Raw genomic sequence first — 24,536 nt, 5'->3', positions numbered from 1 at the left:
ATCGATCTCACCGATCCGGCCGCGGCGTCCACTCCTCGCAGGGGTCCATGTCGTCCATCAGTTCCTCGTGGGCACCGCAGTAGGGTTCAATCCCCGATTCGGTTCGGACGTACTCGAAGTGCGCGCAGTTGCCGCAGTAGCTGTCGGCGGCGTCGAAGTTTCGATTTCCGGACGGGCCCGCGCTCGGCTGCGAGGGGGCGCGTGTCGAGGGCGATGCCGGTTCCGAGGGGGTGGACGAGGCCGACCGCGAGGGCGACGTCGGTGTGGCGGGGTTCGACGGCGTCGCCGACGAGTCGTCCAGCGGCGAGGAGATAACCTCGGCGTCGCTCCCGCCGTCGGAAGCGGGCCCCGGTCCCGCGCTGCCGGTCTGGGTTTCGACCTCGCCGTCGGGCGTGCCGCCGAAGAAGCCGATGCCGCCGAACCCACTGCGGGGGCGTTCGACGGGGACGTACGTCGTCTCGTGCCGGCGCGTCACGCTGACCATCGCGGTGCCGCCGGGGTCGTTTCGCGTCTTGAAGTTCGCGACGCCGACGAACAGACACCAGAAGGTGAGCATCGCGCCGAGAAAGTAGATACCGACGGTCAGAAGCGTCAGATCCGGGGTGCTGTCGGCGCAGAGCGACCCCGACCAGTGGCAGGGGTACGCGTACGTGAACAGCGCGACGCCGACGACGGCGACCCCGGCACCGACGACCGCCGCGGCCTTGGTGAGCCGCCCCGACGGGAGCACGGCGAAGATTCCGAGGAACACCGACGGGATGCCGACGCCGGCGAGGACGGCTCCGAGCTGTCGTTTGGCCGTCAGCGCCGCCACGTCCGATCCGTACAGGAGATCGGTGGTCGCGACGACGATCCCCGAGACGACGAGGAGGCCCCCCGCGAGAAACAGCCCCAATCCGAAGAGCAGTCGGCGGAGGCTCGCCCCCGTTTGCTTTCCCCTGTAGACCTCCGAGAGACTGGGCATAGCCCCTCTTCGTAGTCACCACACAAAACGATGCGTCAGACGGGCGCACGACGAACGTCGACGTCGGTATCGGCGGCGCGCGACGTCGACGATTCGGCGCTGGAAGCGGCGGTGGACGGCGATATCGGCGGACGAATCGACCGCCTGTAACGCCGACTCTCGGGAATCGCAGAGCGTGTCGAAGGGATTATTGTCAGTGATGGCAAATCGACGCGTATGGCAGACGAGGAGGAATCAGCGGGCCCCGTCGTCGAGTTGGGCGAGGAGACGCCTGTGGAGGGTCAGCCCCTCGCGCGCGTCGCCGCGCGCCTCACGTGGCCCCACGAGATGAGCCGAATCATCGCACAGGAAGGCGACAGCGTCATCCGAACGCCCTCGGGGCCGCAGACGCTCTCGGACGTGCTCGAAGAGGTCGACGAGACGTACGTCGACTCTCGGCAGACGTTCGTCTCACTCGTGAAGGACGTCGTCGGCGACGAACCAGTCGCCACCGAGTAACGACGCGTGCGACGGTGTCCGTAAACGCCCGCATCCGGACCGCCGTCGGCGAACTGAGTTGGCTCCAGCGGTCGCTGTTGGTCGGATTGGTCCTCTCGGTGCTGTGGAGCACGTGGTCGGTCCCGCCGTCGAGCCTCACGGCGCGGGTCGTCCGCGACGTGATCTTGTTTTTCCTGATCCCGGTCAGTCTGGCCCTCTCGCACGGGCGGCGGCTCGGGTTTCGCGTCGACCGCACCGCCGTCCGCGACACGCTCCTCCTCGCGGCCTTCGTGCTGCCGTTCTATCTCGTCGGCTCGTCGCTGCCGAGCATCCGCACGTACTACCCGATGTGGGAGACGACCACCGCGCTCGGACAGTTCCTCCCGCACACGGTCCAGCAACTGCTCGTCGTCATCGCCGCCGAGACCTACTACCGCGGGCTGCTCTGCGTCGGCGTCAGCGACGAGTTCGGGTTCAAGAGCGTCTTCATCAGCCCGGTCGTCTACGCGCTGCATCACGTCGGGAAACCCCCGATCGAACTCCTCCTTTCGGGACCCACTGACGTCCTCTTCGGTGCGGTCGACTACCACAGCCAGTCGCTTCTGCCCTCCATCGTCGCCCACGGACTCGGCTTGACCCTGCTCGACTGGCTGATCCTCCACGACCCCCTCATCCCACCGGAGGACGTGCTGGCGGCGCTTCGGTGGCTCCCGATTCCGTTGTGATCCCGGCTCGGGGGTATGCGATCGACCGGATCAAGAGCAAGCGCGATCGAGTGAATCGGTCTCGGGTGTGCACAATACAGACAAGTCCGTACTTTTTCATTCTCGCGCGACGTACGTCGATCCAATGACGCTACCTATCGATCCGAGCGCGATCGCCGCGGGCGACATCGGGCAAGAACGGGCGACCCTCCGAATGGAGCACGAGGACGCGATCGAACACGTGCGCGAGGCGTTCACCGACGCGGGCTTCGGCGTCGCGACGGAGTTCTCCCCCTCGGAGATGCTCAACGAGAAGGTCGACGCCGACCGCGACCCGTACTACGTACTCGGCGCGTGTAACCCGACGATGGCGGACCGCTCCCTCGACGCGAGCGACAAGAAGATGGGCGGGCTGTTCCCGTGCAACGTCGTGATCTGGCAGGAGGAGCCGGGCGTCCAGACGGTCTATCACGTGAGCATTATGCGCATCGCGCGACTCGTCGGGATGGCACCCGACAGCGAGGAGATGGCAGACATCATCGCGGATACCGGCGAACTCGTCGACGAGGCGTTCGGCAACCTATAGCAGCGGTTGCGACTGATTGTTCATCAGATCGCACGACAGCGTGCGATCGCGTGAATGAATACTTGCAAACGCTCCTATAGGCGCGGAGTAACCGTTTGATCGATCGACGACGATCGAACGGAACTGCGACGATTAGCCACCTTCGTCCGGCCGAGGCGGTGTCCACGACCCCAGTCGCCGCATCGTCGTGTCCATCTGCGAAAAGTGTGCCGTCTCCCTGTGAGTAGCTGTCATAGCAGGAATGTCGGCGGTATGTAATAAGTGTCTTCTGTCGATATTGTTTGAAGTACTTAGAGCACCTTCAACGAATAGTGGACACATATACACTCTGATCTGACTTGACAGCCAATTCGGTTACGTATTGTCGTGACACGGACTACATCCACGTTACGGGAGTGGCCGAATCGGGGCGTTGGTGGCGATCCATCGCCGGCGATCGCGCGCGTCCCGGTCCGGAACACTTAGCCCGACGCCTGCCACAGCGACACGTATGACTCGAAGCGACTGGGGAGACTGGCTCCCGCGCGCCGTCGAAGCAGCGGATCCCGACACCGTCGCCGTCTGGTACCTCGGCTGCAACGGTTTCATTCTGAAAGGCAGCGAGGGTACGACCGTCGCGATCGACCCGTATCTCGGTACCGGCGATCCGCCGCGGACGGTCCGGATGATCCCCGTTCCCTTCGATCCCGAGGACGTCGCGGAGATGGACGCCGTCTTCGCCACCCACGAGCACACGGACCACACCCACGGGCCGAGTCAGGCACCAATCTTAGAGAACACGGGCGCGGATTTCTACGCCCCCGACGACTCGCTGTCGGTCGCCGTCGACGACGAGGCGTGGCTCGACGAGTACGACCTCTCGGAGTCACAGTTCACGGAAATCGCGGAGGGCGACACCCTCGACGTCGGCGAGTTCACCGTCCACGTCGAATTCTCCCACGATCCCGACTCGACGCATCCGGTCTCGTACGTCTTCGAGCACGACTCGGGGACGTTCTTCCACGGCGGCGACACGAAACCGCACGACGACTTCGACGAACTGGGTGAGCGCTACGACATCGACCTCGGCGTGCTCGCCTTCGGCGCGATCGGCAACATCCCGGACAAGCAGACCCGAGAGCCGGTTCGCACCCGCTGGTACTCCACGGAGAACGAGGCGGTCAAGTCGGCGTCGGATCTCCAACTGGACCGCTTCCTCCCGAGCCACTGGGATATGTGGAAGGGAATGACCGCCGATCCGAAGGTGCTGCACCACCACGCGCGAAGTTACGAGTACCCGCAGTCGCTGGAAATCGCCGAGATCGGCGACCGCGTGGACCTATAGGGGCATTTCCAGACTGATCGCGTGCGTCTCTCGGGAGGTGGGTCGATTCCTCGGTCCGTTTCGCCTGTGATAGACGATAGGCACCAACAATTAACAGACGGTATGACAGTGATACATCAATGACGGAATGCAGTCGTTGCGGGGAGAGCGAAGACGTCGAGAACGGACGTATCGTCGGGCAGTTCGATCACTGGGACCAAGCAGTGTGCAATCGCTGCCGCGCAACCGAGCTGGCGGACCACACTCCCCTCGTAGAAGAGGAAGCTGAAGTCAAAGCCGTCCGCCAGCTCACCGAGCGCTCGTTAGACACCATCGCCGATCTCCTCGACCTCGACGAATCCACGGTCAAGATGAAACTTCGCGTCGTCGAAAAGCGAATCAACAACGGACAGGTGACGAGAGAGACGCTCCTCACCCAGAATATCGGGTAATCGGGTCGGAGAGCCGGCGACGACGAAAGGTCGGGTGATCCACGCGACCTCCCTGATTCGAATCCCGCAGTGTCGTTTTCACGCCTCGCTATCGCTCGGCGGAAAACGGACGTGACGGGATTCGAACCCGCGATCTAGGGGTTAGGAACCCCTCGCCCTGGTCCACTAGGCCACACGTCCCACCGACGAGTAGCGTAGCGGTGGCTTAAACAGACTCGGTTTCGCGAAAAGATCCGGGTGGAAAGCGCGTTAGTTCGTCTCGGTCGACTTCTCGGTCGAGGTCGATTCCGTCGACGTCGTTTCTTCGTCCTCTTCGTCGTCGTCGTCCATCCCCTTCAGTTCCTCTTCGATCTCCTCGCGGCCGCGTCGGAATTCGCCCATCGCTTGCCCCGTCGAGCGGGCGAGTTTCGGGATCTTGTTAGCGCCGAACAGCAGCACCAGTATGAGCAGGACGACGAGCACTTCCGGTCCACCCGGCAGCCCCGGGAACAATGGGGTGATAGTTCCGTACATCGCTACCAGATTCTAACCCAGTGGTAATTATAGGCTTTTTGCTCGGCCAGCCCGGTAAAACCCGCCAGTCGTCACAGAAACCGCAAGCAAAGACAGGAAGATTCAACCGCGAGGTCTCCCGAACACAGAATATGGTCTCAGTCGGCGACGATGCTCCTGATTTTACCGCACCGCTCGCGAACGGCGACGTCGAATCGTTCACGCTCTCGGAGACCCTCGGCGACGAGCCGGTCGTGCTCGCGTTCTTCCCCGCCGCCTTCACGGGCACGTGCACGACCGAGATGTGCACCTTTCGCGACCGGCTGGCGAACTTCGAGGACGTCGGCGCGGAGGTCTACGGCGTCAGCATCGACACGCCGTTCACGCTCAACGAGTTCCGCGAGCAGAACGATCTCAACTTCGGCCTCCTCAGCGACAGCAACCGCGAGATCATCGACGCGTACGGCGTCTCGATGGATTTCGCCGACCTCGGCGTCTACAACCTCGCGAAGCGCGCGGTGTTCGTCGTCGACGACGACGGCGAGGTCACGTACGCGTGGGTGAGCGACGATCCCGGCGTCGAACCCGACTACGACGAAGTTGCGGCGGCAGCGGAAGCGGCGCGCGCTACGTCGGTGTGAACCGCACGTCCGCAGATTCTTTGCCGTCGCTGAAGTACCGGGAGTGATGACTGACTCGACCGGCAACGGGGGTCGCGAGTACGACCCCGACACCGAGCACAACTTCCCCGATAACCGACTCAACGCCGTCCTCGAAGAGATCACGACGGATCCGGAAATCTCGACTTATCTCGAGGCGCAGAACGTCAACGCAGTGGCGCGAAAGGGGTACAACGATCACGGGCCGAAACACATCGAGATCGTCCGCAACCGCGCGCTCTGCCTGTACGATCTCCTGAAAGGTGGCGACGTCGCGTGCAACGGCGCGGCAGACCAAGGCCTCGAAGAGGCCGACGAACCGGTGATCATCGCGCTGGCCGCGACGCTACACGACATCGGGCACGTGGTTCACCGCGACGGCCACGTCTACTACTCGATCCCGCTCGCGGCCGACCTCCTCGACCGGCTCATCCCGCAGTTGGGCTTCTACGACACCGAGTCGACCGTGCGGCTGAAGGCCGAGGTGTTGCACGCGATCCTCTGTCACCATACCGAAGAGGATCCACTGACGACCGAGGCGGGGATCATCCGCGTCGCCGACGCGCTCGATATGGAACGCGGGCGGTCGCGCATCCCCTACGAGAAGGGCGGCCGCGGGATCAACACGCTCTCCAGTCAGGCGATCGAGAACGTCTCGCTCCGAACGGGAGACGGAAAGCCGGTGCTCGTCGAGATCGAGATGGTGAACGCCGCGGGCGTCTATCAGGTCGACAACCTCCTCAAGGAGAAATTAGAGGATTCGGGACTCGAAGAGCACGTTCGCATCGTCGCCGTCAACACGAGGTCCGAGGATCAACTGGTCGAGCGGATCGAGCTGTAGCGTTTGCGACCCATTGTTCGTCCGATGGCACGCAGTCGTGCGATCGAGTGAGTGGCGACGGGCGAACGCTAGGAAATGATCTCTTCGCCGGCGCGGCCGCCGACGTAGGCGATCGAACGGAGAACCAGCGGTCTCAGTCGTCGGCGGGCGAGACCTCTTCGAGACCGGCGACGGTGAGTTCGCCGCCGAGCGTGCGGTTCGGGTACGGGATGTCGATGCCCTCCTCGTCGAAGCGGCGCTTGACGGTCGTGACGTACTCGCCGCGGGTCTTCACGAAGTCCGAGCGGTTGGGATCGTCGATCCAGATGCGGGAAGTGAGCGTCACCGAGGAGTCGCCCAGTTCGGTGAGCCGCACCGACGGCGCGGGGTCATCGAGGATGTCCTCGCGGGCCTCGGCCTCCTCGACGATGATCTCGGTCGCCCGCTCGACGTCGTCGTCGTAGCCGATTCCGAAGGGCACCTGCAGGCGGAGTTTGTCCTTCGCGACGGGGTTCTTGATGACGCCGTCGGTCAGCGCCGAGTTCGGAACCGTCAGCAGTTCGTTGTCGAACGTCCGGACGCGGGTGACGCGGAAACTGATGTCTTCGACGATCCCGGAGTTGCCGTCCCATTGGATCCAATCGCCGATCTTGAACGGCTTGTCGGTGTAAATGAAGATCCCGGCGACGAAGTTCTGTAACACGTTCTGCATAGCGAAGCCGATCGCCAGCGTGGCCGCGGCGGCGATCGTCGCCAGCGACTGTAGGAAGTTGGGGTAGCCCGCCGCGCCGAACGCGGCCGTGACTCCGGCGAAGCCGACGACGACGACGAGGAGTCGGCGGAGCGGCTTCTGCGCGTGCGACTCGATTCCGCGGGAGTCCATCGTCCGCGTCGCGATCGGGAGCAGCAGGCTCCGACCGAGAACGAACACGACCGCGAACACGATGAGGAACGCGATCGCCTGTCCGAGGAGGCTGGCGGCCGCGTCCGGGAGTCCGAACCCGTTCAGAAAGCGGGCGATCGTGTCGTTCAGTCCGATACCGGCCTGCAGCGACACCCCTACGCTCATCGGTGCAGGACTCCCGTGTTACCCCGCGTTTCGATGACCGTCGCGTTGGTCCGCTCAGCGAGCTCGTCGGCGAGTTCTTCGACGGTCGTGCCGCCGCGCGCGGCGCGAAGGAACTTGACTTTGATCAGGTCGCGCTCTTTCAATTGGTCGGACGCCTCCTCGACGACCGGGTCTATCCCCTCCTTCCCGACCCAGACGGTGACGTCCAGATCGTGGGCTGCTTTCCGCAGCTCGTGCTCCGACATACGACTTCGTTTGGAAGGCAGATGGTTTGAACGTTAATACTCCAAGAAACGGAGATGCGACTCCGACAGATCGGTCCGTTGACGAGAGATCAACACTTATGTAACGGATATATAATTATTGATTATAGTAGCATTTGCAAGTCTTCACCCACTCGATCGCACGACCGCGTGCCATCGGATGACAGATCAGTTGCAAATGCTACGATATGCCGCTCGTGGGACCCATCACATCACCGGGACCCGGTTTCGCCCGTGGGACGGGTGAGTCGCCCGCGATGCTGTCGCGGGTTGCTGCCGACCGCGCGCGACGGAGGTCGATACACCGAGCGGACAACCCGCACGCGATCACCGACAGTTCACTATGTCCGACGCACACGATTCGTTCGACGAGACGTACCGATCACTCTACGAGCAGGGATTGACAGACGGCCTTCCCGTCGTCCCGCCCACCGAGGAGCGAGTCGAGGAGATGCTCCGCGGAACCGACCTACCGCCCGAGCACGTCCTCGGCCGCATCGGCAACGCGGACAACCCGATCACGGTCGGAGACCTCGCGGCCAACGCCGTGATGGCGGGCTGTATCCCGCCGTATATGCCGGTGCTCGAAGCGGGTGCTCGGGCGTTCGCGGATCCCGACTCGAACTCGATTCAGTCGTCGGTGAGCACGGGTTCGTGGGCGTACCAGTGGATAGTCAACGGGCCCGTTCGGAACAAACTCGACATCGAGAGCGGGACGGGGGCGCTCGGCCCGAACTACCACGCCAACCAGACCATCTCGCGCGCGCTCGGCATCGCCTACCGCAACACGGCGAAGATCTACCCCGGCGAGAAGGATATGGGGGTGATGGGAAACCCCGCGAAGTTCTACCTGCTCGCGGGCGAGAACGAAGAGGCCAGCCCGTGGGAGCCGTTCCACGTCACGAACGGGTACGACGAGGGCGAGAGCACGATCACGCTTTCCGGACCGAACGGCTGGACGCAGTGGCTTCCCAGCGAGAACACCGCCGAGAAGATCCTCGACGGGATGATCCGGAACACCCCACAGTCGATGCGCTCGAAGACCGGCGAGAACCTCAACGCGACGATCACCCACGCGATCAACCCCTACAACGCCGAGGAACTGGCCGAAGCGGGACTGAGCAAGGACGACATCAAGGGGTACCTCGTCGAGAACTCGAATATGAGCACCGACTCACACCCAGCCCTGCTCGAGAGTTCCGGGACGTACGGAGACACCGACGTCCCCCGCCGGCAGGTCCCGCAGTACTCCGAACCGGAATCGGTCAAACTCGCGACAGTCGGCGGCCCCGGTCGGTTCAACGCCATCGTCGGGATGTCGATCGGCGGCCCGGTCACGGAGAAGATCACCTTCCCCGACAACTGGGAGTCGCTCGTCGAGGAGTACGAGTTCGAGCGCGAGTGGGTCCCCGCCGAACGCTTCTACGACTGAGCCGGCTTCTCACTGATATAGTAGCGTTTGCAAGTCTTCACTCACTCGATCGAACGCTGTCGTTCGATCTGATGAGCAATCAGTTGCAAACGCTACTATACTCCTTATCAGTCAGCGGGGCGCTCCGTCAGTCCGCGTACGGATACCGCTTCGTCGCGCCACAGCAGCGACACCTGACGACGACGTGTCCCGACTGGAGGCGAACCCGCGCGGTCGAGCCCGGACGCAGATACGCGTCGCAGTCGTCGCAGGTGAACCGTCGGAAGCGACGCGGCAGCCGAACGCGGTTGCGCTCTGCGATCCGGCGCGCGAGGCGGACGTACTCGCGTGCGAGGTCGACGTCGTCCCCGGCGGTCGCCTCCCGAGCGAGATCGTGCAGTCGCTCGATTCGCTCTGCCGGGATGCCCATACCGAGGCACGGGCACGGGTGAGTAAAGTCGTTCCGAAGCGGGCGGACCGAGCGAAAGCGGACGATCCGAAACGGTACACTCTACATCCGTCGCCGCGAACCGGAGACGACTGTGGCTCTGCGCGCGCTCAACTACCTCGAACTCGAATCCCAACTGGAGCGAAGCGGCATCGGGACCGCGACCGACCAACAGCGGGCCGCCCTCGCCCGGACCAACGTCGAGGTCGTGACCTCGCCGTGGCGCGGCGGGAGCCCGCTCTCCGGCGTCCGCGCGGCCACGACGGGCGACGGCCTCTTCGGCGAGTACGACGTCGCGCACTGCAACCTCGTGGGACCGGGATCGCTCGCCGTTGCCCGACACGCCCGGCGCAACGATATCCCGCTCATCCTCCACACGCACGTCACCCGCGAGGACTTCGCCGAATCGTTCCGCGGGTCGACGACGGTCGCGCCCGCGCTGGGTCGCTATCTCAAGTGGTTCTACTCCCAAGCGGATCTGGTGCTCTGTCCCTCCGAGTACACGAAGCGCGTGCTCGAATCGTACCCCGTCGACGCCCCGATCCGCCCGATGACGAACGGCGTCGACGTCGACGCTCTCGACGGGTTCGAAGCGCTTCGCGAGGAGTACCGCGAGCGCTACGACCTGTCCGGGACGGTCGTCTTCCTCGTCGGCAACGTCTTCGAGCGGAAGGGCCTCTCGACGTTCTGTCGCGTCGCCGAGGAAACGTCCTACGACTTCGCGTGGTTCGGCCCGTACGACACCGGCCCGCACGCCTCGAAAACCGTTCGCAAGTGGACGTCGGACCCGCCGGAGAACGTCACGTTCACCGGCTGGATCGACGACATACGCGGCGCGTACGGCGCGGGCGACGTCTACCTCTTTCCGACGAAAAACGAGAACCAAGGCATCGCCGTTCTCGAAGCGATGGCCTGCGGAAAGGCCGTCGTGCTCCGGGATATTCCCGTGTTCGAGGAGTTCTACACCGATGGCCACGACTGTCTGAAGTGCGAGACCGACGAGGAGTTCCGCGCGGCCGTCGAGCGACTCGCTGAGGACGACGCGCTCTGCGAACGACTCGGCGAGAACGCCCGCGAGACCGCGATGGAGCACAGCCTCGACCGCGTCGGCGAGCGCCTCGCCGCGACCTACCGGGAGGTCCGGGACGCCAAGCGCGAGGGGCGGTCGGTCGAGTTCGAGGAGTGAGTGAGGCGAAGGCAGAGAGACGGCGCGTCGGAGTCGGCAGCGGAGGGACCGCGCGTCGGAGTCGACGAGGGATTCGCAACGATTTAACCCCGTCTGCGTGAATCGTCGTCGATGGCACCAGTCTCGGTCGCCGCGTTCACCGACACCTATCTGCCGACGGTCAACGGCGTCTCCTACACGATCCAGACGTGGCGCGACCGCTGGCGCGACCGCGGCGGGACGATGCGCGTCGTCTATCCCGGGTGCGACGAGTACGAACCGGAGCTCGAAGAGTACCCCGTCAGGAGCCTCCCGTTCCCGATGTACGAGGGATTCCGGCTCGGGACGCCGCGGATCCCCGCGGCCGCCGAGAACGTCGAGATCGTCCACGCGCACACGCCTTTCGCGGTCGGCCTCGGCGGCGTCCGGCTCGCCCGCCGGAAGGACCTCCCGCTCGTTACCTCCTATCACACCCCGACCGCGGAGTACGCCGACTACCTCACGTCGCTCCCGCGGGTCGAACACAGCATCGAACGGCTGGCCAAGCGATACGAGCGGTGGTTCCTCTCCCACTCGGACGCGGTGATCTGTCCCAGTGAGGACGCCAGAGACCGCGTCCGCGACACCGTCGACAGCGACACGCCCGCGGTGGTGCTCTCGAACGGCGTCGACGTCGACTTCTTCGCGCCGACCGACCCGGAACCGTTCCGCGAGCGGTACGACCTCCCGGACGGTCCGCTCGTCGGCTACACCGGCCGCCACGGCTACGAGAAGAACCTCCCCGAGTTCCTGCGCGCGGCCGCCGGACTGGACGCGACGGTCGTTATCGGGGGCGACGGACCCGCCCGCGAGGACCTCGAATCGCTCGCCGCCGACCTCGACGTCGACGCGCGCTTTCTCGGCTTTCTCCCGCGCGAGGAACTGCCCGCCTTCTACTCGCTTCTCGATGTCTTCGTCTTCTCCAGCCCGGTCGAGACGCAGGGCCTCGTCGCGCTCGAAGCCAACGCGTGCGGGACGCCCGTCGTGGGAGTCGACGCGGGAGCGCTCTCAGACACGGTCGAAGACGGCGTCACCGGCTATCACTACGCTCACGGAGATATCGCCGGCTGCCGGGCCGCCGTCGAGCGCGTCCTCGACGAACGCGACTCGCTCTCGCGGTCCTGTCTCGACCGCCGCGAGGACCTGAGCGTCGAGCACGCGGTCGATCAACTCGCCGGACTCTACGGGCGGGTCATCGACGAAAACGGAACGGAGTAGTCAGCACCCGATCGCGGTGCGGATTCGAGGCGCGGTCGATTCCAGCGGCGAATTTCGCCTTCAGTCGTCGAGGTCTTCGACGGCCTGCGCGATGCGCTGAAGCTGACGGGTCGCGTCGCGGACCTCGTCGCGGAGCTGTCGGACCTCGCGGACGAGTTCCTCGTTGCCCGCCGAACCCTCTTCTTCGGGACCGCCTCGGCCGCCGGGGCCGCCGGGACCGCCGCCCATTCCGGGCGGGCCGCCGCCCATCCCGCCGGGGCCGCCTCCGCCCATCATCCCGCTCATCATCTGCGCGAAGGGATTGCCGCCGCCGCCCATTCCGCCGGGGCCGCCGCCACCGCCCATCATCTCCTCGGGTTCGGGGCGTTCGCCCTCCTCTCGTTCCTCGGCGCGTCGCTCGCGGATCTCCTCGACGCGCTCGCGGAACGATTTCTCCTCGCTCTCGGCGTCGTCGGCCGGCGATTCGTCGGCGTCGTTCTCGGCGACGTCATCTGGTTCCTCAGACATACCTCCCGGTACTGGCTCGGCCCGCAAATGACTGTTGGTCGTCGGACGACCGAATGCGCCCCGTCGCGCTACGCCAAGACGGAGTCTTCGTCTTCGCCGTTGGGGCGGGTCATCTGCTCGATAACGTCGTGGAGGGTGACGTCGTTCACGAGGATGACGTCGCCGACCGAACGGACCCAGCGGTACGGCAGAATGACGCCTCGCTTCCCGCCGACGATGTCCGAAAAGAGCTCGTCGTTGAGTTGCGTGAGTGCGAGTCCGGTCACGGCCTGTCGCTCGGTGAGATCCACTCTGAGGTCGGCGACTTCGCCGACGAAGACGCCCTCGTTCGAGTACACCTCGCGGCCCACGAGCGTCGTGATCTTCTGGGGAGTGTCGTCCATACTCCGGTCATTGTGAGCGTCCGTCTTAATTGTTCGTAGGACGCAACTGCGACCTACGCCGCGTCGAACTCCTCGGCGGTCACGCGGACGACGACCGTCTCCTCGACCGGACGGAGGTCGTACGTCGGGATCGTCCCGTCGGGGCGGCGAGTGACGTACATCGGCTCGACCAATCGGCCGTCGTCGAGACCGTAGACCGCGAGGCGCTCGCCGGTCTCCTGCGGTCGGACGTCGCCGTCGCGGATCGCGGCCGCGAGCGATCGACTCAACCACTCGTCGCCCGCGACGCTCGGCTCTCGAACGAGGGCGGCGTCGACGAACCGGACGAGATACCAGTTCAAGTCGTTACACAGCGAGACGGCCGCGCCGAGGCTCACCGTGTCGACCGCCAGCGAGTTCTCGAAGGGGGCGTAGCGGTCGTACGTCGACAGCGCCTCACGCGACGTTTCACGCGAAAGCAGCTCGTACTGGACGTCCACGTCCGCCGATCCCACGAAACAGACGCGGGTCACGAGTACAGCGGCGCGCGGCCGCGGCGTCGGTTACGGTTCGGTGCGGACGCGGTGCGCGGCGGGGGAACGATCATAGTGTGTCGACCGCGCGGTGGCGCGGGGCTGTCCGGCGGTTGCCGAGGAGACAATAAATCGGTTGCGGTGCGTCCCAATCAGCGGTTCGCGTCGCTGTCCAACCACGTATCGGCGCAGTCGGCGTCACAGAACGCCAGTAAGCGGCGCTCGTGGGTCAGTTTCTCGCCGCTGGCGGGCGTCCGTTCGCGGTCCAGTTGCACCTGATAGTGCGCCTCCGAGAGGTCGACGCGACCACCGCACGCCGGGCACGTGTCGGTAGTCGAATCCCAGTCACTGACCTGCGCGACCTGTCTCACGGTCCACTCCGCGTCCGACGTCGAGGGGGAGGGACTGCACGATTTAGACATTGACAGATCGTACGTGCTCCGGGTATGTAAACCCATTTTTGCCCGGATTATCACACATAAAACCGAACGATAGTGAACGATATTCCGACACTGGCACACATTCTCACAATTTCGCGCCGTGCGTTCACACGGCGAACGAAATCCCCGACGCGTTTCCCGTCGACTCGCCTTTCGTAGCCAACGCCCCCTCACTCCCCGGACGCGACGTCGGCCGCACGCCCGGCCTCCCGTGCCAGTTCGAGCAGCCCACCGGGTTCTCGCGCACGCACGTCGCCCAGCGTCGCGTTCGTCTCCGGATGGGCCGGCGCAACGCGGTCGCAGCCGACGGGCAGCGTCGCGTCCGTATACGTCCCGAGTTCCCGAGCGGCCGCGACGATGTCGGGCTTGTCGACAGTGAGGAGCGGACGGTGGACCGGGCGCGAGACCGCGGCATCGGTCACCGCGAGGTTCGCGCCGGTCTGGCTCGACTTCTGTCCGAGCGCCTCGCCGGTCGCGATGCTGTGCGCGCCGACCTCCTCGGCGACGCCCTCGGCCGCTGCGAGCATCGCGCGCCGGAGCGACAGCATCCGCGTGTTGTCGGTCCGCTCGACGACGCGCCCGACGAACTCCCCACCGTCGACGACGCGGGGACGGAGATCCCCGCGAGGCGCGCGCTCGGCGACCGTTCGACACACTTCGAGGGCGCGAGCGCGGTGGTCCGCGCCGCCGTACTCGCCGAGGTCGACGTAGACGGGGATCGTCACGCAGCCGCGACAGAGGAGCCGCCACATCGCGACCGGCGAGTCGAGGCCGCCGCTGACGAGGACCGCCACCCGCCCCTGCGTGCCGACCGGGAGTCCCCCCGGTCCGTCGAAGCGGCACACGGAGACGTAGGCCTCGTCCTCGCGCGCCTCGATCCGGTACGTCCGGTCCGGGTCGTCGAGGTCGACGGCCGCGCCCGTGACCTCGCCGACGACCCGTCCGCCCTCGACGTTCAGGTCCGGCGTCGAGAAATCGTGGGCGTCCCGCGGGCCGACGCGGTCCCCGTCGACTGCGTAGGTATCCGCTTCGGTATGGGCGGTGCTCCCGACGTGCGCGCTGGCCTCGGCGAGTCGACGGGTCGCTTCCAAGATGTCTTCCATCCGGGGATCGACCGCGACGACGGGCCGAGCGAAGGCGATTCCCGGCAGTGTCGCGACGACGCGCGCGGCCGCCGTCGGGCGATCGGTTCGGATCACGAGCCGCGACCACGGTCGTTCGACGGTCGCCGTGACGTCGGCGGCGGCGAGCGCGGCCTCGACGTCGCGAGCGAGCCCCGCCGCCATCTTCGAGCGGACGCCGCTGCTCTTCGTGCCGAAGTCGCCGTGGCCCGCGAGGACCGCGTTCGTCGGATCCGCGGGGTCGTCAGAGTCCGAAGCGTTCGTCGCGTTCACACCACTCGTTTCGGGGCGGGCGGCTTCAGAACGTCGAAAGCTCGCCCTCGATGACGCGCCGGGTGATGTCGGTGACGTTCGCCAGTCGCTCATCGATCAGCGCGCGCACCTCGGGCTCGATGTCTGAGAGGGCGACGCCCTCTTCGGTGACGACCTTCGCGTCGGCGACGTGCGGCCGGTCGATCGGACGGCCGATCTGCGAGAGTAGCCGGATCTGGAGGTCGCGGATGCCGTCGACGTCGGCGACGACGCTCTCGGCGATGTCGGTCGACAGGAGGTTGTAGATCTTGCCGATGTGGTTGACCGGGTTCTTCCCGGAGGTCGCCTCCATACTCATCGGGCGGTTCGGCGTGATGAGGCCGTTGGCGCGGTTGCCGCGGCCGACGGAGCCGTCGTCGCCCATCTCGGCGCTGGTTCCGGTGACAGTCAGGTAGATCGATCCCGCGTCGTAGTCGTCTGCGGTGTTGACTTCGACGTGGACGTCGCGATCGGTGAGGCCGCGGGCGACGTCGGTCACGTACTCGCGGACTCGGTCGACCGCGTCGTCGTAGTCGTCGAGGTCGTCGATGTAGGCGTCGACCATCGCGGCGGCGACGGTGATGTCGATCGCGTCGCCCTCGCGCTTGCCCATCACCTTCACGTCGGGGCCCAGTTCCGGATTATCGGCCGCGTAGGGGCCGTTGAGCCGCCGTTCGACCGTCAGGACGATCTCCTCGGTCTCCGTCAGCGGCGCGTGGCCGACGCCGTAGGAGGTGTCGTTCGACATCGGAACCTCGACGTCGTCCTCGCCGAAGACGTCTTGGAGGTCGCCGGAGCCCTCGCCGATCCGCGTGTCGACGACGATGTCGGTGCCGACTACCAGTTCCGGGATGTGCTCGTTGAGGTACTCGCGGGCGGCCGCGATCGCCGTGGCGTCGACGGGCAGTCGCTTCCCGTCGTACTCCCGCGTCGCGCGGCCGACGATGAGGACGTAGATCGGCTCGACGATCTCGCCGCCGCCGTACGTCGGCGCGGACTCGCCGGCGACGAGCTGCGTCTCGTCGGTGTTGTAGTGAAGCACCTTGCCGACGCGGTCGAGATAGAGCTGCGAGAGCGCCCGCGAGACGGCTTCGGCGATCCCGTCGCAGATCGAATCCGGATGTCCGATTCCCTTCCGTTCGACGATCTCGACCCCCTGATCCTCGACTGCGCTCCGGTCTGCAGCCTCGATAGCGATGTTCCGTTCGGTCATTGCGGGAGCGTTCTGTCCGGGCGGTTCTATAACTTGCGGAAAAGATTGTTCACACTAATATTACTAATAGATATTAATTCGCCGGCTCTCGCCAAATAGACATCAATTCGTCCGCCCTCGCCAGTCACTCCTCGTCCACGAGCAACAGCCCCAGATAGGACGTTCGAATCTGATCGTCGGGATCGAGACCCAGCCGTCGAATGACGTCGAAGACGCCCTCCCGCAGGCGTTCGACGTCCGCGCTGTCGTCCGCCTCGGCTTCGACCTCGATGAACTCGCCGAGTCCCGCCACGCGGTCGAGCGTGACGGTGTACCCGTCGAGATCGAAGAACTCCCGCTCCTTCTCGACGACGGCCGCCGGCTCGAACCCGAGGCCGTCGAATATCGCTTCTGCGGTGTCGCCGTCGCCGACGACCGTCTCGTGTTCCTCACGCGTTTTCGACGCGTCGTCGATCAACGGCCCCTTGTAGGTGACTTTGATCGTGTCCTCGCCCTCTCCGACCGGAGACGCGGAATCTGTCCCGCGACTTTCCCGTCGGAGGCGAAGCGCCTCGTCGGTCTCGGCGAAGTCCCGGTGCGGGGCGTCGTAGTACGTGTCGGTCTGTGCGACGCGTTCGAGGCGCTCAGCGCCGGCGTCCCGGAGCCGCCGCCTGACGTCATCGTGCGACGCGGGCACTTTGACCTCAACTTCGTACATAGACGCCCGATCGACCGGGGCGGAAAAAACCGATGCGGTCGATCGCGACGACCCTATGAATTTATTGTTAATAATTGTGTTAGTCCAGATAGGGCAATGAGCGGCGAGACATCCGAAACACCGACGCCTGCAGTCGACGAGGAACTGATCGAGTCTGTCACCGCCCCGATCACCGGGCGAGTGGTTCTCGCCGCGATGAGCGGTGGCCTCCTCGGAACGGTGGCGATGCTCCCCGTGCTCGTCGGCCTCCCCGGTCTGTTGGGACTGTTCCAGACCGAGCCGGTGACGCGGTTCGCCGGGTTCGCGGAGTTCTTCGGCCTCGAACCGACCGTGACGCTCGGAATCGCGCTCTTCGGCTTCGGTGGAACCGTCGTGCTGCCGCTGACGTTCCTCGTCGTCGGGGCGTTTCTCCCGCCGGAGACGCCGCGGTACCTCCGCGGTGCGACCTTCGCCACGGCGTTCTGGTTCGGGTTCCTCCCGGCGTTCTGGCCGGGTGCCGGGCTGCTCACCACCGCCGCCTACGTCGCGTTCTCGCTCGCGGGACACTGGGTTTACGGGCTGACTCTCGGTATCGTGCTGACGCGAACCGCCGGATTACCCCAGCACGAGGTGTGAGACGGTCGAACGTGGCGCTGTGAAAACCTCGTCGCCTCGTCGGATTCTCCGGGCGTCGTGAATAGCGCCGGACCTGCGTATGATTTATAACAATCGTTCCTAATTGTTTCAATAGGCGTGGTAGAGATACACGCACACACGGCGGGGCCGGTGAACCAGCTTCCCCTACAGCCGGAACTGGTCCCGCGAGGGACGCGAACGAACGTTTTCGAGAGTATCTTCGAGGTGTTCCTCGTCCTCGGAACGCTCGTCGGCGTCGTCGTCGTCGCGTATATGGTCTACAACGCGTACAAGTACCGCGACGGACCGGGCCGCGAGGGCGACTTCGATCCGCCGGTGCTCGGCGAACTGCCCACGGGAGGCGGCGGCGGTCGAAAGCTGTTCACGTCGTTCGCGCTCAGCACCGTCATCGTCGTCTCGCTCGTCACGTGGACGTACTTCACGCTGCTGTACGTCGAGGACCCACCGGAGCCCGAAATGGAAGTCGAGGTCGAGGGCTATCAGTTCGGCTGGGACTTCACCTATCCGAACGGCCACGAGAGCGACGTCCTCCGCGTGCCGAGCAATGAGGTGATCCAACTCCGCGTCACCTCCCGCGACGTGTTCCACAACTTCGGCGTCTCGGAGTTACGCGTCAAGACGGACGCCGTTCCCGGCCAGACCACGACCACGTGGTTCCAGGCTAACGAGACGGGGAACTACACGGCACAGTGTTACGAACTCTGCGGGAGCGGCCACTCGTATATGTCGGCGACCGTCGTCGTGATGGAACCCGACGAGTATCAAGAGTGGTACGCCAACACGACACCACCTGACTCATGAGCGAGGAAGATCCGACAGACCGAGAGGGGGCCGACGAGGAGTCGACCCGTAACCGAACGGCTGACGGCGGGACGACCCGTGATCGAACGGCCGACGGCGGCACTGTCACGGAAGAAGAGATTCCGGTCGAAGGGGCCGTCTCCGACGCGCTGACCGCGGCGGCGCACCCCTCTCGATCGACCATCCGGCACTGGCTGACGACGACGAACCACAAGGACGTCGGCATCCTCTACATCATCGCGTCGCTGTTCTTCTTGCTCCTCGGCGGCCTGCTCGCGTGGCTGATGCGGATCCAGTTGTGGGAGCCCAGAGCCGTCGGCGAGGGGGTCCTCGGCGCGATGGCCTACAATCAGGCCGTCTCCGCGCACGGGCTGGTGATGGTGTTCTGGTTCCTCTCGCCGTTCGCGTTCGGCTTCGCGAACTACGTCGTACCCCTGCAGTTGGGGGCTGACGACCTCGCGTTCCCGCGTCTCAACGCGCTCAGCTTCTGGCTGTATCTCGCCTCGGGACTGCTGTTCGTCGCCTCGTTCTTCCAAGGCGGCACTTTCGCGGGCGGGTGGACGATGTACGCGCCGTTGAACCTCCCGACGTTCACGCCGGACGTGGGCGCGAACACGGCGATCCTCGCGCTCGTCCTCTTCGTCGTTTCGGTCACGGTCTCGTCGGTGAACTTCCTGACGACGATGCATCGAATGCGGGCGGAGGGGCTGACGCTCCGACGCCTCCCGATCTTCTCGTGGTCAATCCTCCTGACCGTGTGGATGATGCTCTTCGCGTTCGCCGCGCTGCTCGCGGCGCTTCTCATCCTCTCGTCGGACCGCATCCTCGGAACCGCCTACTTCATCCAAGAGACCGCGGGCGGGACGCTGCTTTGGACACACCTGTTCTGGTTCTTCGGTCACCCGGAGGTGTACATCGTCTTCTTCCCGGCGCTGGGGATTATGGCCGAGGTGTTCCAGACGTTCACCGGTCGACGCATCGTCGGCCGGAAGTGGTTCATCGCCGCGATGGTGCTCGTCGCGCTCCAGAGCTTCGTCGTCTGGATGCACCACATGTTCCTGACCGGCATCAACCTCGAGATCAAGACGCTGTTTATGGTGACGACGATCGGGATATCGCTTCCCTTCGATCTGATGGTGTTCGCGTTGATTTACACGCTGATCAAGGGACGCGTGAAGTTCACGACGCCGTTTCTCTTCGCCTTCGGCGGGCTACTGTTGTTCATCCTCGGCGGCATCACCGGCGTCTTCCTCGGTGCCATCGTGCTCGATTACGAGTTCCGCGGCACCTACTGGGTGGTCGCGCACTTCCACTACGTGATGGTCGGCGGCGTGACCGCGCTCGTCGGAGGGCTCTACTACTGGTTCCCGAAGATCACCGGACGGATGTACGACGAGTTCCTCGGGAAGGCGCATTTCGTCGCGTATTTCGTCGGGTTCAACCTGTTGTACTTCCCGATGTTCGTGGCTTGGGAGACGCCGCGGCGTGTCTTCCAGTACGATCCGTGGATGACGCCCTGGCACAGGCTCGCCACCCTCGGGGCGTTCATCTTGGGGCTGTCCTTTGTCTTGATGTTCTACAACCTGACGAAGAGCGCCTTCGACGGCGAACGCGTCGGCAACACGCCGTGGGAGTTCTCCCGGACCGCCGAGTGGGCCATTCCGTCGCCCCCGCCGACGGAGAACTTCCCCGGGATTCCCTCTTACAGCGACGGGAACCTCTCGTTCCGGTCGCGAGAGGCGGCAGACAGCGGCTCCACCGCTTCCACGCAGCCCGACGGTGGCGTCGCGGTCGACGCCGACGTCCACGCAGAGGAGCACGACCACGGCGACCACGCCAGTATCTGGCCGTTCGCAGTCGGCGTCGGCGGCTTCTTGCTGTTCCTCGGACTCTCGGGGATCCGCGAGGGATCGCTCGTGGAGGGGATCGCCGGATCGTTCTATCTCTTCGCCGCGCTCGCCGGCGGGCTCGTCGTCTTCGGCTCGCTGGTGGCGTGGGCGATCGAACCGTTCGAGGCCCCCGAAGGCGGCTTCGGCGAGGCGTGGCCGTTCGCCGGGGTCGAGAACGGCAAGGTCGGGATGTGGGTTTTTCTCGCCTCCGACGTCGTGCTGTTCGGCGGGTTCATCGGCGCGTACGTGTTCACCCGCGTCGCGGCGGGTTGGGTCGGCTGGCAGCCGATCCCCGAGGATCCGATCCCGGGGCTCGTGAACACGTACATCCTGCTCGCGAGCAGTTTCACGGTCATCCTCGCCCTCGTCGCGGCGCAGAAGGAGCACCGGTGGGGCGTCGTCGCCAGCCTGACGGCGACGATCGCGCTCGGCATCGGCTTCCTCGGCAACAAGGCCCTCGAGTGGCTGCACCTGTTCCACACGGGCGTCGAGCCGACCGCGACGATCCAGACTTCGACGTTCTTCCTGACGACCGGGCTGCACGCCGCACACGTCATCGCGGGGCTGATCGGCGCGCTGTACCTCCTCGGCCGGTCGCTCGGCGGGGCGTACCTGACGGATCACCGGCCGGTCGAGTACTTCGGGCTCTACTGGCACTTCGTCGACATCGTCTGGCTGTTCCTCTTCCCGCTGTTCTACATCCTGTAGGTGCACCAATGACACACACGAAACTGTACACGGCGATCTTCGCGGTCCTGTTCGTCTCGGCGACGATCCAAGTACTCGTCGAGTTCGCTGAGTTGGCGTACTGGACGGCGTTCGGCATCATCATCGCGCTCTCGGCGTTCAAGGCGGTGCTGGTCGCGGCGTACTTCCAGCACCTCCGGTTCGAGCCGCGCTCGCTGACGTACGTCATCTTGATCGGACTCGCGGCGGCGCTGGCGCTGACGCTCGCGGCGTCGTACTCCATCCTGTGAGCCGCATCACCGGAAAGACCCCCGACAACGACACCCGAAACCGATGCTTCACTCGATTACCGACTTCGAGGGCGCGCTCGACACCACCCGTCTCGGAGCGACCGGCTACGACGCGACTGGCCTCGACGCATCCACCGACGCCGCCGACCACGGAACCGCAAAGCACGACCGATCGATCGCCGGTGAATCGAGCCGAACGCAGAACGTCGATGCCGACGAATTGACCCGTGAGAACGCCGATGCCGACGAGCCGAGACGAGCGGCGAGCGTCGATACCGGCGACTCGAACGGACCGCAGAATGCCGACACTGGCGGCGGGAGGCGGTCCCGTCGCGCCGTCCTCGGTTACGCCCTCCTCTTTTCAGTCCCCGTCGGCGTCGGCGTCGCGGTGATGCTGCTCCAAGTGACTCGCGGACGGCCGACAGACGCGCTCGTCTTCGGCCCGAGTCTGGCGCTCGCGGCCGCGGTGTTCGTCCTCCTCGTCGCGATCGGGTGGGGCGGATCACCGGAGCCGTGAGCGCGAGAGCGCAATGTGAACATTTACCACGGTTGCCGGCGTACGGCGTGACGATGGACGCGTCACAACTCGCGCTGGCGGCGGCGCTCGCGCTCGTAGGTGCGGGTCTCGTTGGACTCCTCTCGGCGGAGGCCGCGGGGATGTCGACGACCGTCGTCGCCGCTTGGGGGTTCGTCTCGCTCGCCGGTGTGGGGCTTCTCACCGCCGCCGTCGCTCGAATGCCGGATCCAGCCGAGAGCGGAGATCACGGCGTCTGAACGCCCAGCTCGGATGTGGGGAATCCCACTCACCCGGGGAGGCTGAACGCCACGACGCCGGCGACGACGGACGCCGCATAGAGCAGACCGACGGCGAAGACGACCTTCAGGTGAAGGCGGAACAGCTCGTCGCTCTCGGCTTCGCGAGCGTCCTCGTAGGCGCGCCGCTCTGCGGGCGTCGCGTCGTGTCGCTCGCCGACGTGGAGCGCGCGCTGCCGGTCGGTGACGAACGATCGACCGCAGTTCGGACAGACGGCCGGCGTCGTCCCGTCGTCGGGTACCGTTGTCTCGGGCACCGTTGTCTCGGGAACGGGTGACTGTTCAGGCATCTCAACGTATCCCCGTCGCGATAGGTTGTGCGACGATCCAGAGGCTGACAGTCGTATACAGCACGGCGACGAGTGCGAACGGGTACTGGCTCCTGATCGGTTGGACTCGACCGGCGAACAGCTCGAACGCCCGGGCGTGAGCGACCCAGACAGCGAGAATGTGCCCGAGGACGATCGCGATCACTTGGACCGCACCGAACCATCCCGGCGGCGACAGGACGACCAGCGACCCCGGCGGTGCGAGCGGCGAGGCGACGACGGCCGCGATCGTGGGCGCGAAGCCGACGAGATAGCCGACGAAGTGCGCGAAGTGATAGCCCGCGGCGATCGGGACCAGCGCGGGCGCGAACCACCCCGCGAGGTACCGCGTCGAGACGTACGTCGGTGCGGTTCGCCTGACGCCGCGGGCCGCGAGCCAGTAGCAGGCCACGAAGCAGGCGAAACCCCCGAGCAGCCCCGCGAGCGTGACCACCCACACGGGGACGCCGAGGGCCGCCACCGCGCTCGTGACGCGCTCCCACGCGGCCGTCGAGACGAGCCCGTCGAACGTCGTCACCCAGACCAGCCCGACGATGAACGCCACGTCGTCGGGGTCGGAGACGGTGGTGTCGCGCGCGAGGCCCGCGCCCGGGAGGCCGACGTCGAGCCCCGAATCCGTTCGACGGACCGGGGCGAAGCGACCGTAGAGTGCGAACGTCCGTGCCACCGGGTCGATGCGATCGAACCACGCGTCGCCGAAGGCCGCCGCGCCGGCAACGGTGACGGTAGAGTAGCCGATCACCACGGCCGCGAGGAGTCGCGGATCGGCGGCCACCGGGCTCAGGACTTCGATCGCGACGAGCGCGAGGAGAGCGACGACGCTGGGCCAAGCGCCCACCCAATCGGGGAGCGACCGCCGTTCGAGGGGGATCAGCGACGCGACGGTCCGCCACGGATTCAGCGCGGGCCACGTGTCGCCGACGGCGTACGTCGTCATCGTGTACCCCGCCCACCAGACGACCCAGACGACGAGCGTGAGCAGGTTCGCCGCGGGTGCGTCGGGGCCGATCAGTCCCACGGCGACCACGAGCGGCACCGCCGCGACCGCGGTCCAGCGGGCGATCCGACCGAGGCCCGAACCGACGGCCGTCAGCGCCAGCGATCGGCCGCGACGCGGGAAGCCCTCGATGGCCTGCCGATCCGTCAGGAGGCTCGTGAACAGGAACGACGCGCCGACGACTCCCGCGCCCGAAGCGATTACCAGCCACGAGGGTACGGGTGCGCTTCGAGAGACGGCACCCAACGACCCGGCGTGCGCGAGGACGGGGTCGGCGAACACGACCACCGCCGAGAACGTCGCGAACAGCACGAATGCGACGATGCGGATACCTCGGTTCGCGCCCCACCGCGAGCGGCCGGTGACAGCCGGTTCGTCGCTCATCGCTCACACGAGTCCGAGAAGGCTCGCGACGACGGCGACGAGCAGGAGTAACCCGACAGCCCACGATCCGAACGCGGCGGCCTGCGCAGCGTGGAGTCCTCGGGATCGCGCGGCCGCGAACGTTCCGTAGAAGAGATAGCCCACGAGGACGGCGGTCGCGATCCCCGCGAGCAGCGCGATGGCTCCCCCGGACACGCCGGGAGAGACGTCGAATCCGCCGACTGCGAGGACCGTCGCGAGCCCTGACAAAAGCGCCAGCGCGAGAAACGCAACCGTCCACGCGAGCGGCGTCCGTGCAATCTCGGTTAGGCGAGCCACGAGATCTCCGTCCTCAGTCTCGCCCCCCGGCGTGTAGCGGAACCGCCCGCGTGAGAGCAGCAGAACCATACCGCCCACGAGGAGCATTCCGAGCAGAAAGCTCGCAACGAGCGTCGCCTGTGCCATGTGAACAGGTGAACATCACTGTCGTCCGTGAT

31 protein-coding genes and 1 tRNA gene are annotated in these 24,536 nt (G+C 65.7%); 16 read left to right on the top strand and 16 right to left on the bottom strand.

The window, feature by feature from the left end; all coding sequences use genetic code 11:
• Positions 1 to 7 precede the first annotated feature (7 nt).
• The gene (locus U5919_RS02970) at positions 8 to 964 is read right to left on the bottom strand and encodes a cell division protein CdpA domain-containing protein (RefSeq protein ID WP_336022027.1); all 957 of its coding nucleotides are present in this window, start codon (positions 962 to 964) and stop codon (positions 8 to 10) included.
• A 216-nt stretch (positions 965 to 1,180) separates the two neighbouring features.
• Between U5919_RS02970 and U5919_RS02965 the strand changes: the two genes are divergently transcribed.
• From U5919_RS02965 to U5919_RS02945, 5 genes are all read left to right on the top strand, one after another.
• A complete protein-coding gene (locus tag U5919_RS02965) occupies positions 1,181 to 1,462 on the top strand; it encodes a DUF5789 family protein (protein WP_336022026.1) in 282 nt (93 codons plus the stop codon).
• Positions 1,463 to 1,476: 14 nt separating this feature from the next.
• Positions 1,477 to 2,166, top strand: a complete 690-nt coding sequence (locus tag U5919_RS02960) for a CPBP family glutamic-type intramembrane protease (RefSeq protein WP_425604191.1) — start codon at positions 1,477 to 1,479, stop codon at positions 2,164 to 2,166.
• A 124-nt stretch (positions 2,167 to 2,290) separates the two neighbouring features.
• The gene (locus U5919_RS02955) at positions 2,291 to 2,731 is read left to right on the top strand and encodes a DUF302 domain-containing protein (RefSeq protein ID WP_336022025.1); all 441 of its coding nucleotides are present in this window, start codon (positions 2,291 to 2,293) and stop codon (positions 2,729 to 2,731) included.
• 490 nt (positions 2,732 to 3,221) lie between these two features.
• Positions 3,222 to 4,055 (top strand): MBL fold metallo-hydrolase, encoded by an 834-nt coding sequence (locus U5919_RS02950; protein ID WP_336022024.1) that lies wholly within the window; start codon positions 3,222 to 3,224, stop codon positions 4,053 to 4,055.
• A 119-nt stretch (positions 4,056 to 4,174) separates the two neighbouring features.
• On the top strand, positions 4,175 to 4,486 hold the full coding sequence (locus U5919_RS02945) for a hypothetical protein (protein ID WP_336022023.1): 312 nt from the start codon (positions 4,175 to 4,177) through the stop codon (positions 4,484 to 4,486).
• 106 nt (positions 4,487 to 4,592) lie between these two features.
• On the opposite strand, the gene U5919_RS02940 is transcribed toward U5919_RS02945, so the two are convergent.
• Together U5919_RS02940 and tatA are read right to left on the bottom strand one after the other, a co-directional pair.
• Positions 4,593 to 4,666, bottom strand: a tRNA-Arg gene (locus U5919_RS02940).
• A gap of 69 nt (positions 4,667 to 4,735) precedes the next feature.
• The gene (tatA, locus tag U5919_RS02935) at positions 4,736 to 4,999 is read right to left on the bottom strand and encodes a twin-arginine translocase TatA/TatE family subunit (protein ID WP_336022022.1); all 264 of its coding nucleotides are present in this window, start codon (positions 4,997 to 4,999) and stop codon (positions 4,736 to 4,738) included.
• 131 nt (positions 5,000 to 5,130) lie between these two features.
• Between tatA and U5919_RS02930 the strand changes: the two genes are divergently transcribed.
• Both U5919_RS02930 and U5919_RS02925 read left to right on the top strand, forming a co-directional pair.
• Complete coding sequence (locus tag U5919_RS02930) at positions 5,131 to 5,619, top strand: peroxiredoxin (RefSeq protein ID WP_336022021.1); 489 nt, start codon at positions 5,131 to 5,133, stop codon at positions 5,617 to 5,619.
• Positions 5,620 to 5,665: 46 nt separating this feature from the next.
• On the top strand, positions 5,666 to 6,478 hold the full coding sequence (locus U5919_RS02925; protein ID WP_336022019.1) for an HD domain-containing protein: 813 nt from the start codon (positions 5,666 to 5,668) through the stop codon (positions 6,476 to 6,478).
• A 133-nt stretch (positions 6,479 to 6,611) separates the two neighbouring features.
• Here the strand turns inward: U5919_RS02925 and U5919_RS02920 are convergent, their stop codons facing one another.
• Both U5919_RS02920 and U5919_RS02915 read right to left on the bottom strand, forming a co-directional pair.
• Positions 6,612 to 7,526 (bottom strand): mechanosensitive ion channel family protein, encoded by a 915-nt coding sequence (locus U5919_RS02920; RefSeq protein WP_336022017.1) that lies wholly within the window; start codon positions 7,524 to 7,526, stop codon positions 6,612 to 6,614.
• On the bottom strand, positions 7,523 to 7,771 hold the full coding sequence (locus tag U5919_RS02915) for a YhbY family RNA-binding protein (RefSeq protein ID WP_336022016.1): 249 nt from the start codon (positions 7,769 to 7,771) through the stop codon (positions 7,523 to 7,525). Before U5919_RS02915 ends, U5919_RS02920 begins: the two co-directional genes overlap by 4 nt.
• A gap of 361 nt (positions 7,772 to 8,132) precedes the next feature.
• Between U5919_RS02915 and U5919_RS02910 the strand changes: the two genes are divergently transcribed.
• Positions 8,133 to 9,221, top strand: a complete 1,089-nt coding sequence (locus U5919_RS02910) for a hypothetical protein (RefSeq protein ID WP_336022014.1) — start codon at positions 8,133 to 8,135, stop codon at positions 9,219 to 9,221.
• A 127-nt stretch (positions 9,222 to 9,348) separates the two neighbouring features.
• Here the strand turns inward: U5919_RS02910 and U5919_RS02905 are convergent, their stop codons facing one another.
• Complete coding sequence (locus tag U5919_RS02905) at positions 9,349 to 9,630, bottom strand: ribonuclease P protein component 4 (RefSeq protein ID WP_336022013.1); 282 nt, start codon at positions 9,628 to 9,630, stop codon at positions 9,349 to 9,351.
• A gap of 118 nt (positions 9,631 to 9,748) precedes the next feature.
• Between U5919_RS02905 and U5919_RS02900 the strand changes: the two genes are divergently transcribed.
• Positions 9,749 to 10,834 (top strand): glycosyltransferase family 4 protein, encoded by a 1,086-nt coding sequence (locus U5919_RS02900; protein ID WP_336023854.1) that lies wholly within the window; start codon positions 9,749 to 9,751, stop codon positions 10,832 to 10,834.
• 111 nt (positions 10,835 to 10,945) lie between these two features.
• On the top strand, positions 10,946 to 12,070 hold the full coding sequence (locus U5919_RS02895; protein WP_336022012.1) for a glycosyltransferase: 1,125 nt from the start codon (positions 10,946 to 10,948) through the stop codon (positions 12,068 to 12,070).
• Between the two features lie 60 nt (positions 12,071 to 12,130).
• On the opposite strand, the gene U5919_RS02890 is transcribed toward U5919_RS02895, so the two are convergent.
• The 7 genes from U5919_RS02890 to cyaB form a co-directional block, all read right to left on the bottom strand.
• Positions 12,131 to 12,577, bottom strand: a complete 447-nt coding sequence (locus U5919_RS02890; RefSeq protein WP_336022011.1) for a hypothetical protein — start codon at positions 12,575 to 12,577, stop codon at positions 12,131 to 12,133.
• Positions 12,578 to 12,645: 68 nt separating this feature from the next.
• Positions 12,646 to 12,960 carry a PRC-barrel domain-containing protein gene (locus U5919_RS02885; RefSeq protein WP_336022010.1) on the bottom strand — a complete coding sequence of 105 codons (315 nt, stop codon included), beginning with the start codon at positions 12,958 to 12,960 and terminating at the stop codon, positions 12,646 to 12,648.
• A 53-nt stretch (positions 12,961 to 13,013) separates the two neighbouring features.
• A complete protein-coding gene (locus U5919_RS02880) occupies positions 13,014 to 13,472 on the bottom strand; it encodes a DUF5804 family protein (RefSeq protein WP_336022009.1) in 459 nt (152 codons plus the stop codon).
• Positions 13,473 to 13,624: 152 nt separating this feature from the next.
• Positions 13,625 to 13,894: a hypothetical protein gene (locus U5919_RS02875; protein WP_336022008.1), complete on the bottom strand. Its 270-nt coding sequence runs from the start codon at positions 13,892 to 13,894 to the stop codon at positions 13,625 to 13,627.
• Between the two features lie 188 nt (positions 13,895 to 14,082).
• Positions 14,083 to 15,306, bottom strand: coding sequence for a tRNA sulfurtransferase (locus tag U5919_RS02870; protein WP_336022007.1), 1,224 nt, complete (start codon positions 15,304 to 15,306; stop codon positions 14,083 to 14,085).
• Between the two features lie 25 nt (positions 15,307 to 15,331).
• A complete protein-coding gene (locus tag U5919_RS02865; protein ID WP_336022006.1) occupies positions 15,332 to 16,537 on the bottom strand; it encodes a methionine adenosyltransferase in 1,206 nt (401 codons plus the stop codon).
• Between the two features lie 124 nt (positions 16,538 to 16,661).
• Positions 16,662 to 17,234: a class IV adenylate cyclase gene (gene cyaB / locus U5919_RS02860; RefSeq protein WP_336022005.1), complete on the bottom strand. Its 573-nt coding sequence runs from the start codon at positions 17,232 to 17,234 to the stop codon at positions 16,662 to 16,664.
• 96 nt (positions 17,235 to 17,330) lie between these two features.
• Here cyaB and U5919_RS02855 point away from each other — a divergent pair, with 96 nt between their 5' ends.
• From U5919_RS02855 to U5919_RS02830, 6 genes are all read left to right on the top strand, one after another.
• Positions 17,331 to 17,849 carry a DUF6789 family protein gene (locus U5919_RS02855; protein ID WP_336022004.1) on the top strand — a complete coding sequence of 173 codons (519 nt, stop codon included), beginning with the start codon at positions 17,331 to 17,333 and terminating at the stop codon, positions 17,847 to 17,849.
• Positions 17,850 to 17,966: 117 nt separating this feature from the next.
• Positions 17,967 to 18,671: a cytochrome c oxidase subunit II gene (coxB, locus tag U5919_RS02850; RefSeq protein ID WP_336022003.1), complete on the top strand. Its 705-nt coding sequence runs from the start codon at positions 17,967 to 17,969 to the stop codon at positions 18,669 to 18,671.
• Positions 18,668 to 21,268, top strand: a complete 2,601-nt coding sequence (locus U5919_RS02845; RefSeq protein ID WP_336022002.1) for a cbb3-type cytochrome c oxidase subunit I — start codon at positions 18,668 to 18,670, stop codon at positions 21,266 to 21,268. Before coxB ends, U5919_RS02845 begins: the two co-directional genes overlap by 4 nt.
• A gap of 8 nt (positions 21,269 to 21,276) precedes the next feature.
• A complete protein-coding gene (locus tag U5919_RS02840) occupies positions 21,277 to 21,537 on the top strand; it encodes a cytochrome C oxidase subunit IV family protein (RefSeq protein WP_336022001.1) in 261 nt (86 codons plus the stop codon).
• A gap of 43 nt (positions 21,538 to 21,580) precedes the next feature.
• A complete protein-coding gene (locus U5919_RS15850) occupies positions 21,581 to 22,054 on the top strand; it encodes a hypothetical protein (RefSeq protein WP_425604190.1) in 474 nt (157 codons plus the stop codon).
• Between the two features lie 53 nt (positions 22,055 to 22,107).
• A complete protein-coding gene (locus U5919_RS02830) occupies positions 22,108 to 22,311 on the top strand; it encodes a hypothetical protein (RefSeq protein WP_336022000.1) in 204 nt (67 codons plus the stop codon).
• 29 nt (positions 22,312 to 22,340) lie between these two features.
• Here the strand turns inward: U5919_RS02830 and U5919_RS02825 are convergent, their stop codons facing one another.
• Genes U5919_RS02825 through U5919_RS02815 form a run of 3 tightly spaced genes read right to left on the bottom strand, consistent with a single transcriptional unit; the run spans position 22,341 to position 24,504 of the window.
• Positions 22,341 to 22,640: a DUF7410 domain-containing protein gene (locus U5919_RS02825; RefSeq protein WP_336021999.1), complete on the bottom strand. Its 300-nt coding sequence runs from the start codon at positions 22,638 to 22,640 to the stop codon at positions 22,341 to 22,343.
• A 1-nt stretch (position 22,641) separates the two neighbouring features.
• The gene (locus U5919_RS02820; protein WP_336021998.1) at positions 22,642 to 24,060 is read right to left on the bottom strand and encodes a hypothetical protein; all 1,419 of its coding nucleotides are present in this window, start codon (positions 24,058 to 24,060) and stop codon (positions 22,642 to 22,644) included.
• Positions 24,061 to 24,063: 3 nt separating this feature from the next.
• Positions 24,064 to 24,504 (bottom strand): hypothetical protein, encoded by a 441-nt coding sequence (locus tag U5919_RS02815; RefSeq protein ID WP_336021997.1) that lies wholly within the window; start codon positions 24,502 to 24,504, stop codon positions 24,064 to 24,066.
• Positions 24,505 to 24,536 lie beyond the last annotated feature (32 nt).

This window comes from Halobellus sp. LT62 (assembly GCF_037031285.1).
GTDB lineage: Archaea > Halobacteriota > Halobacteria > Halobacteriales > Haloferacaceae > Haloquadratum > Haloquadratum salinisoli.
The sequence above is the reverse complement of the archived record's forward strand: the minus strand, read 5'-3'. Positions and strand labels throughout refer to the sequence as shown.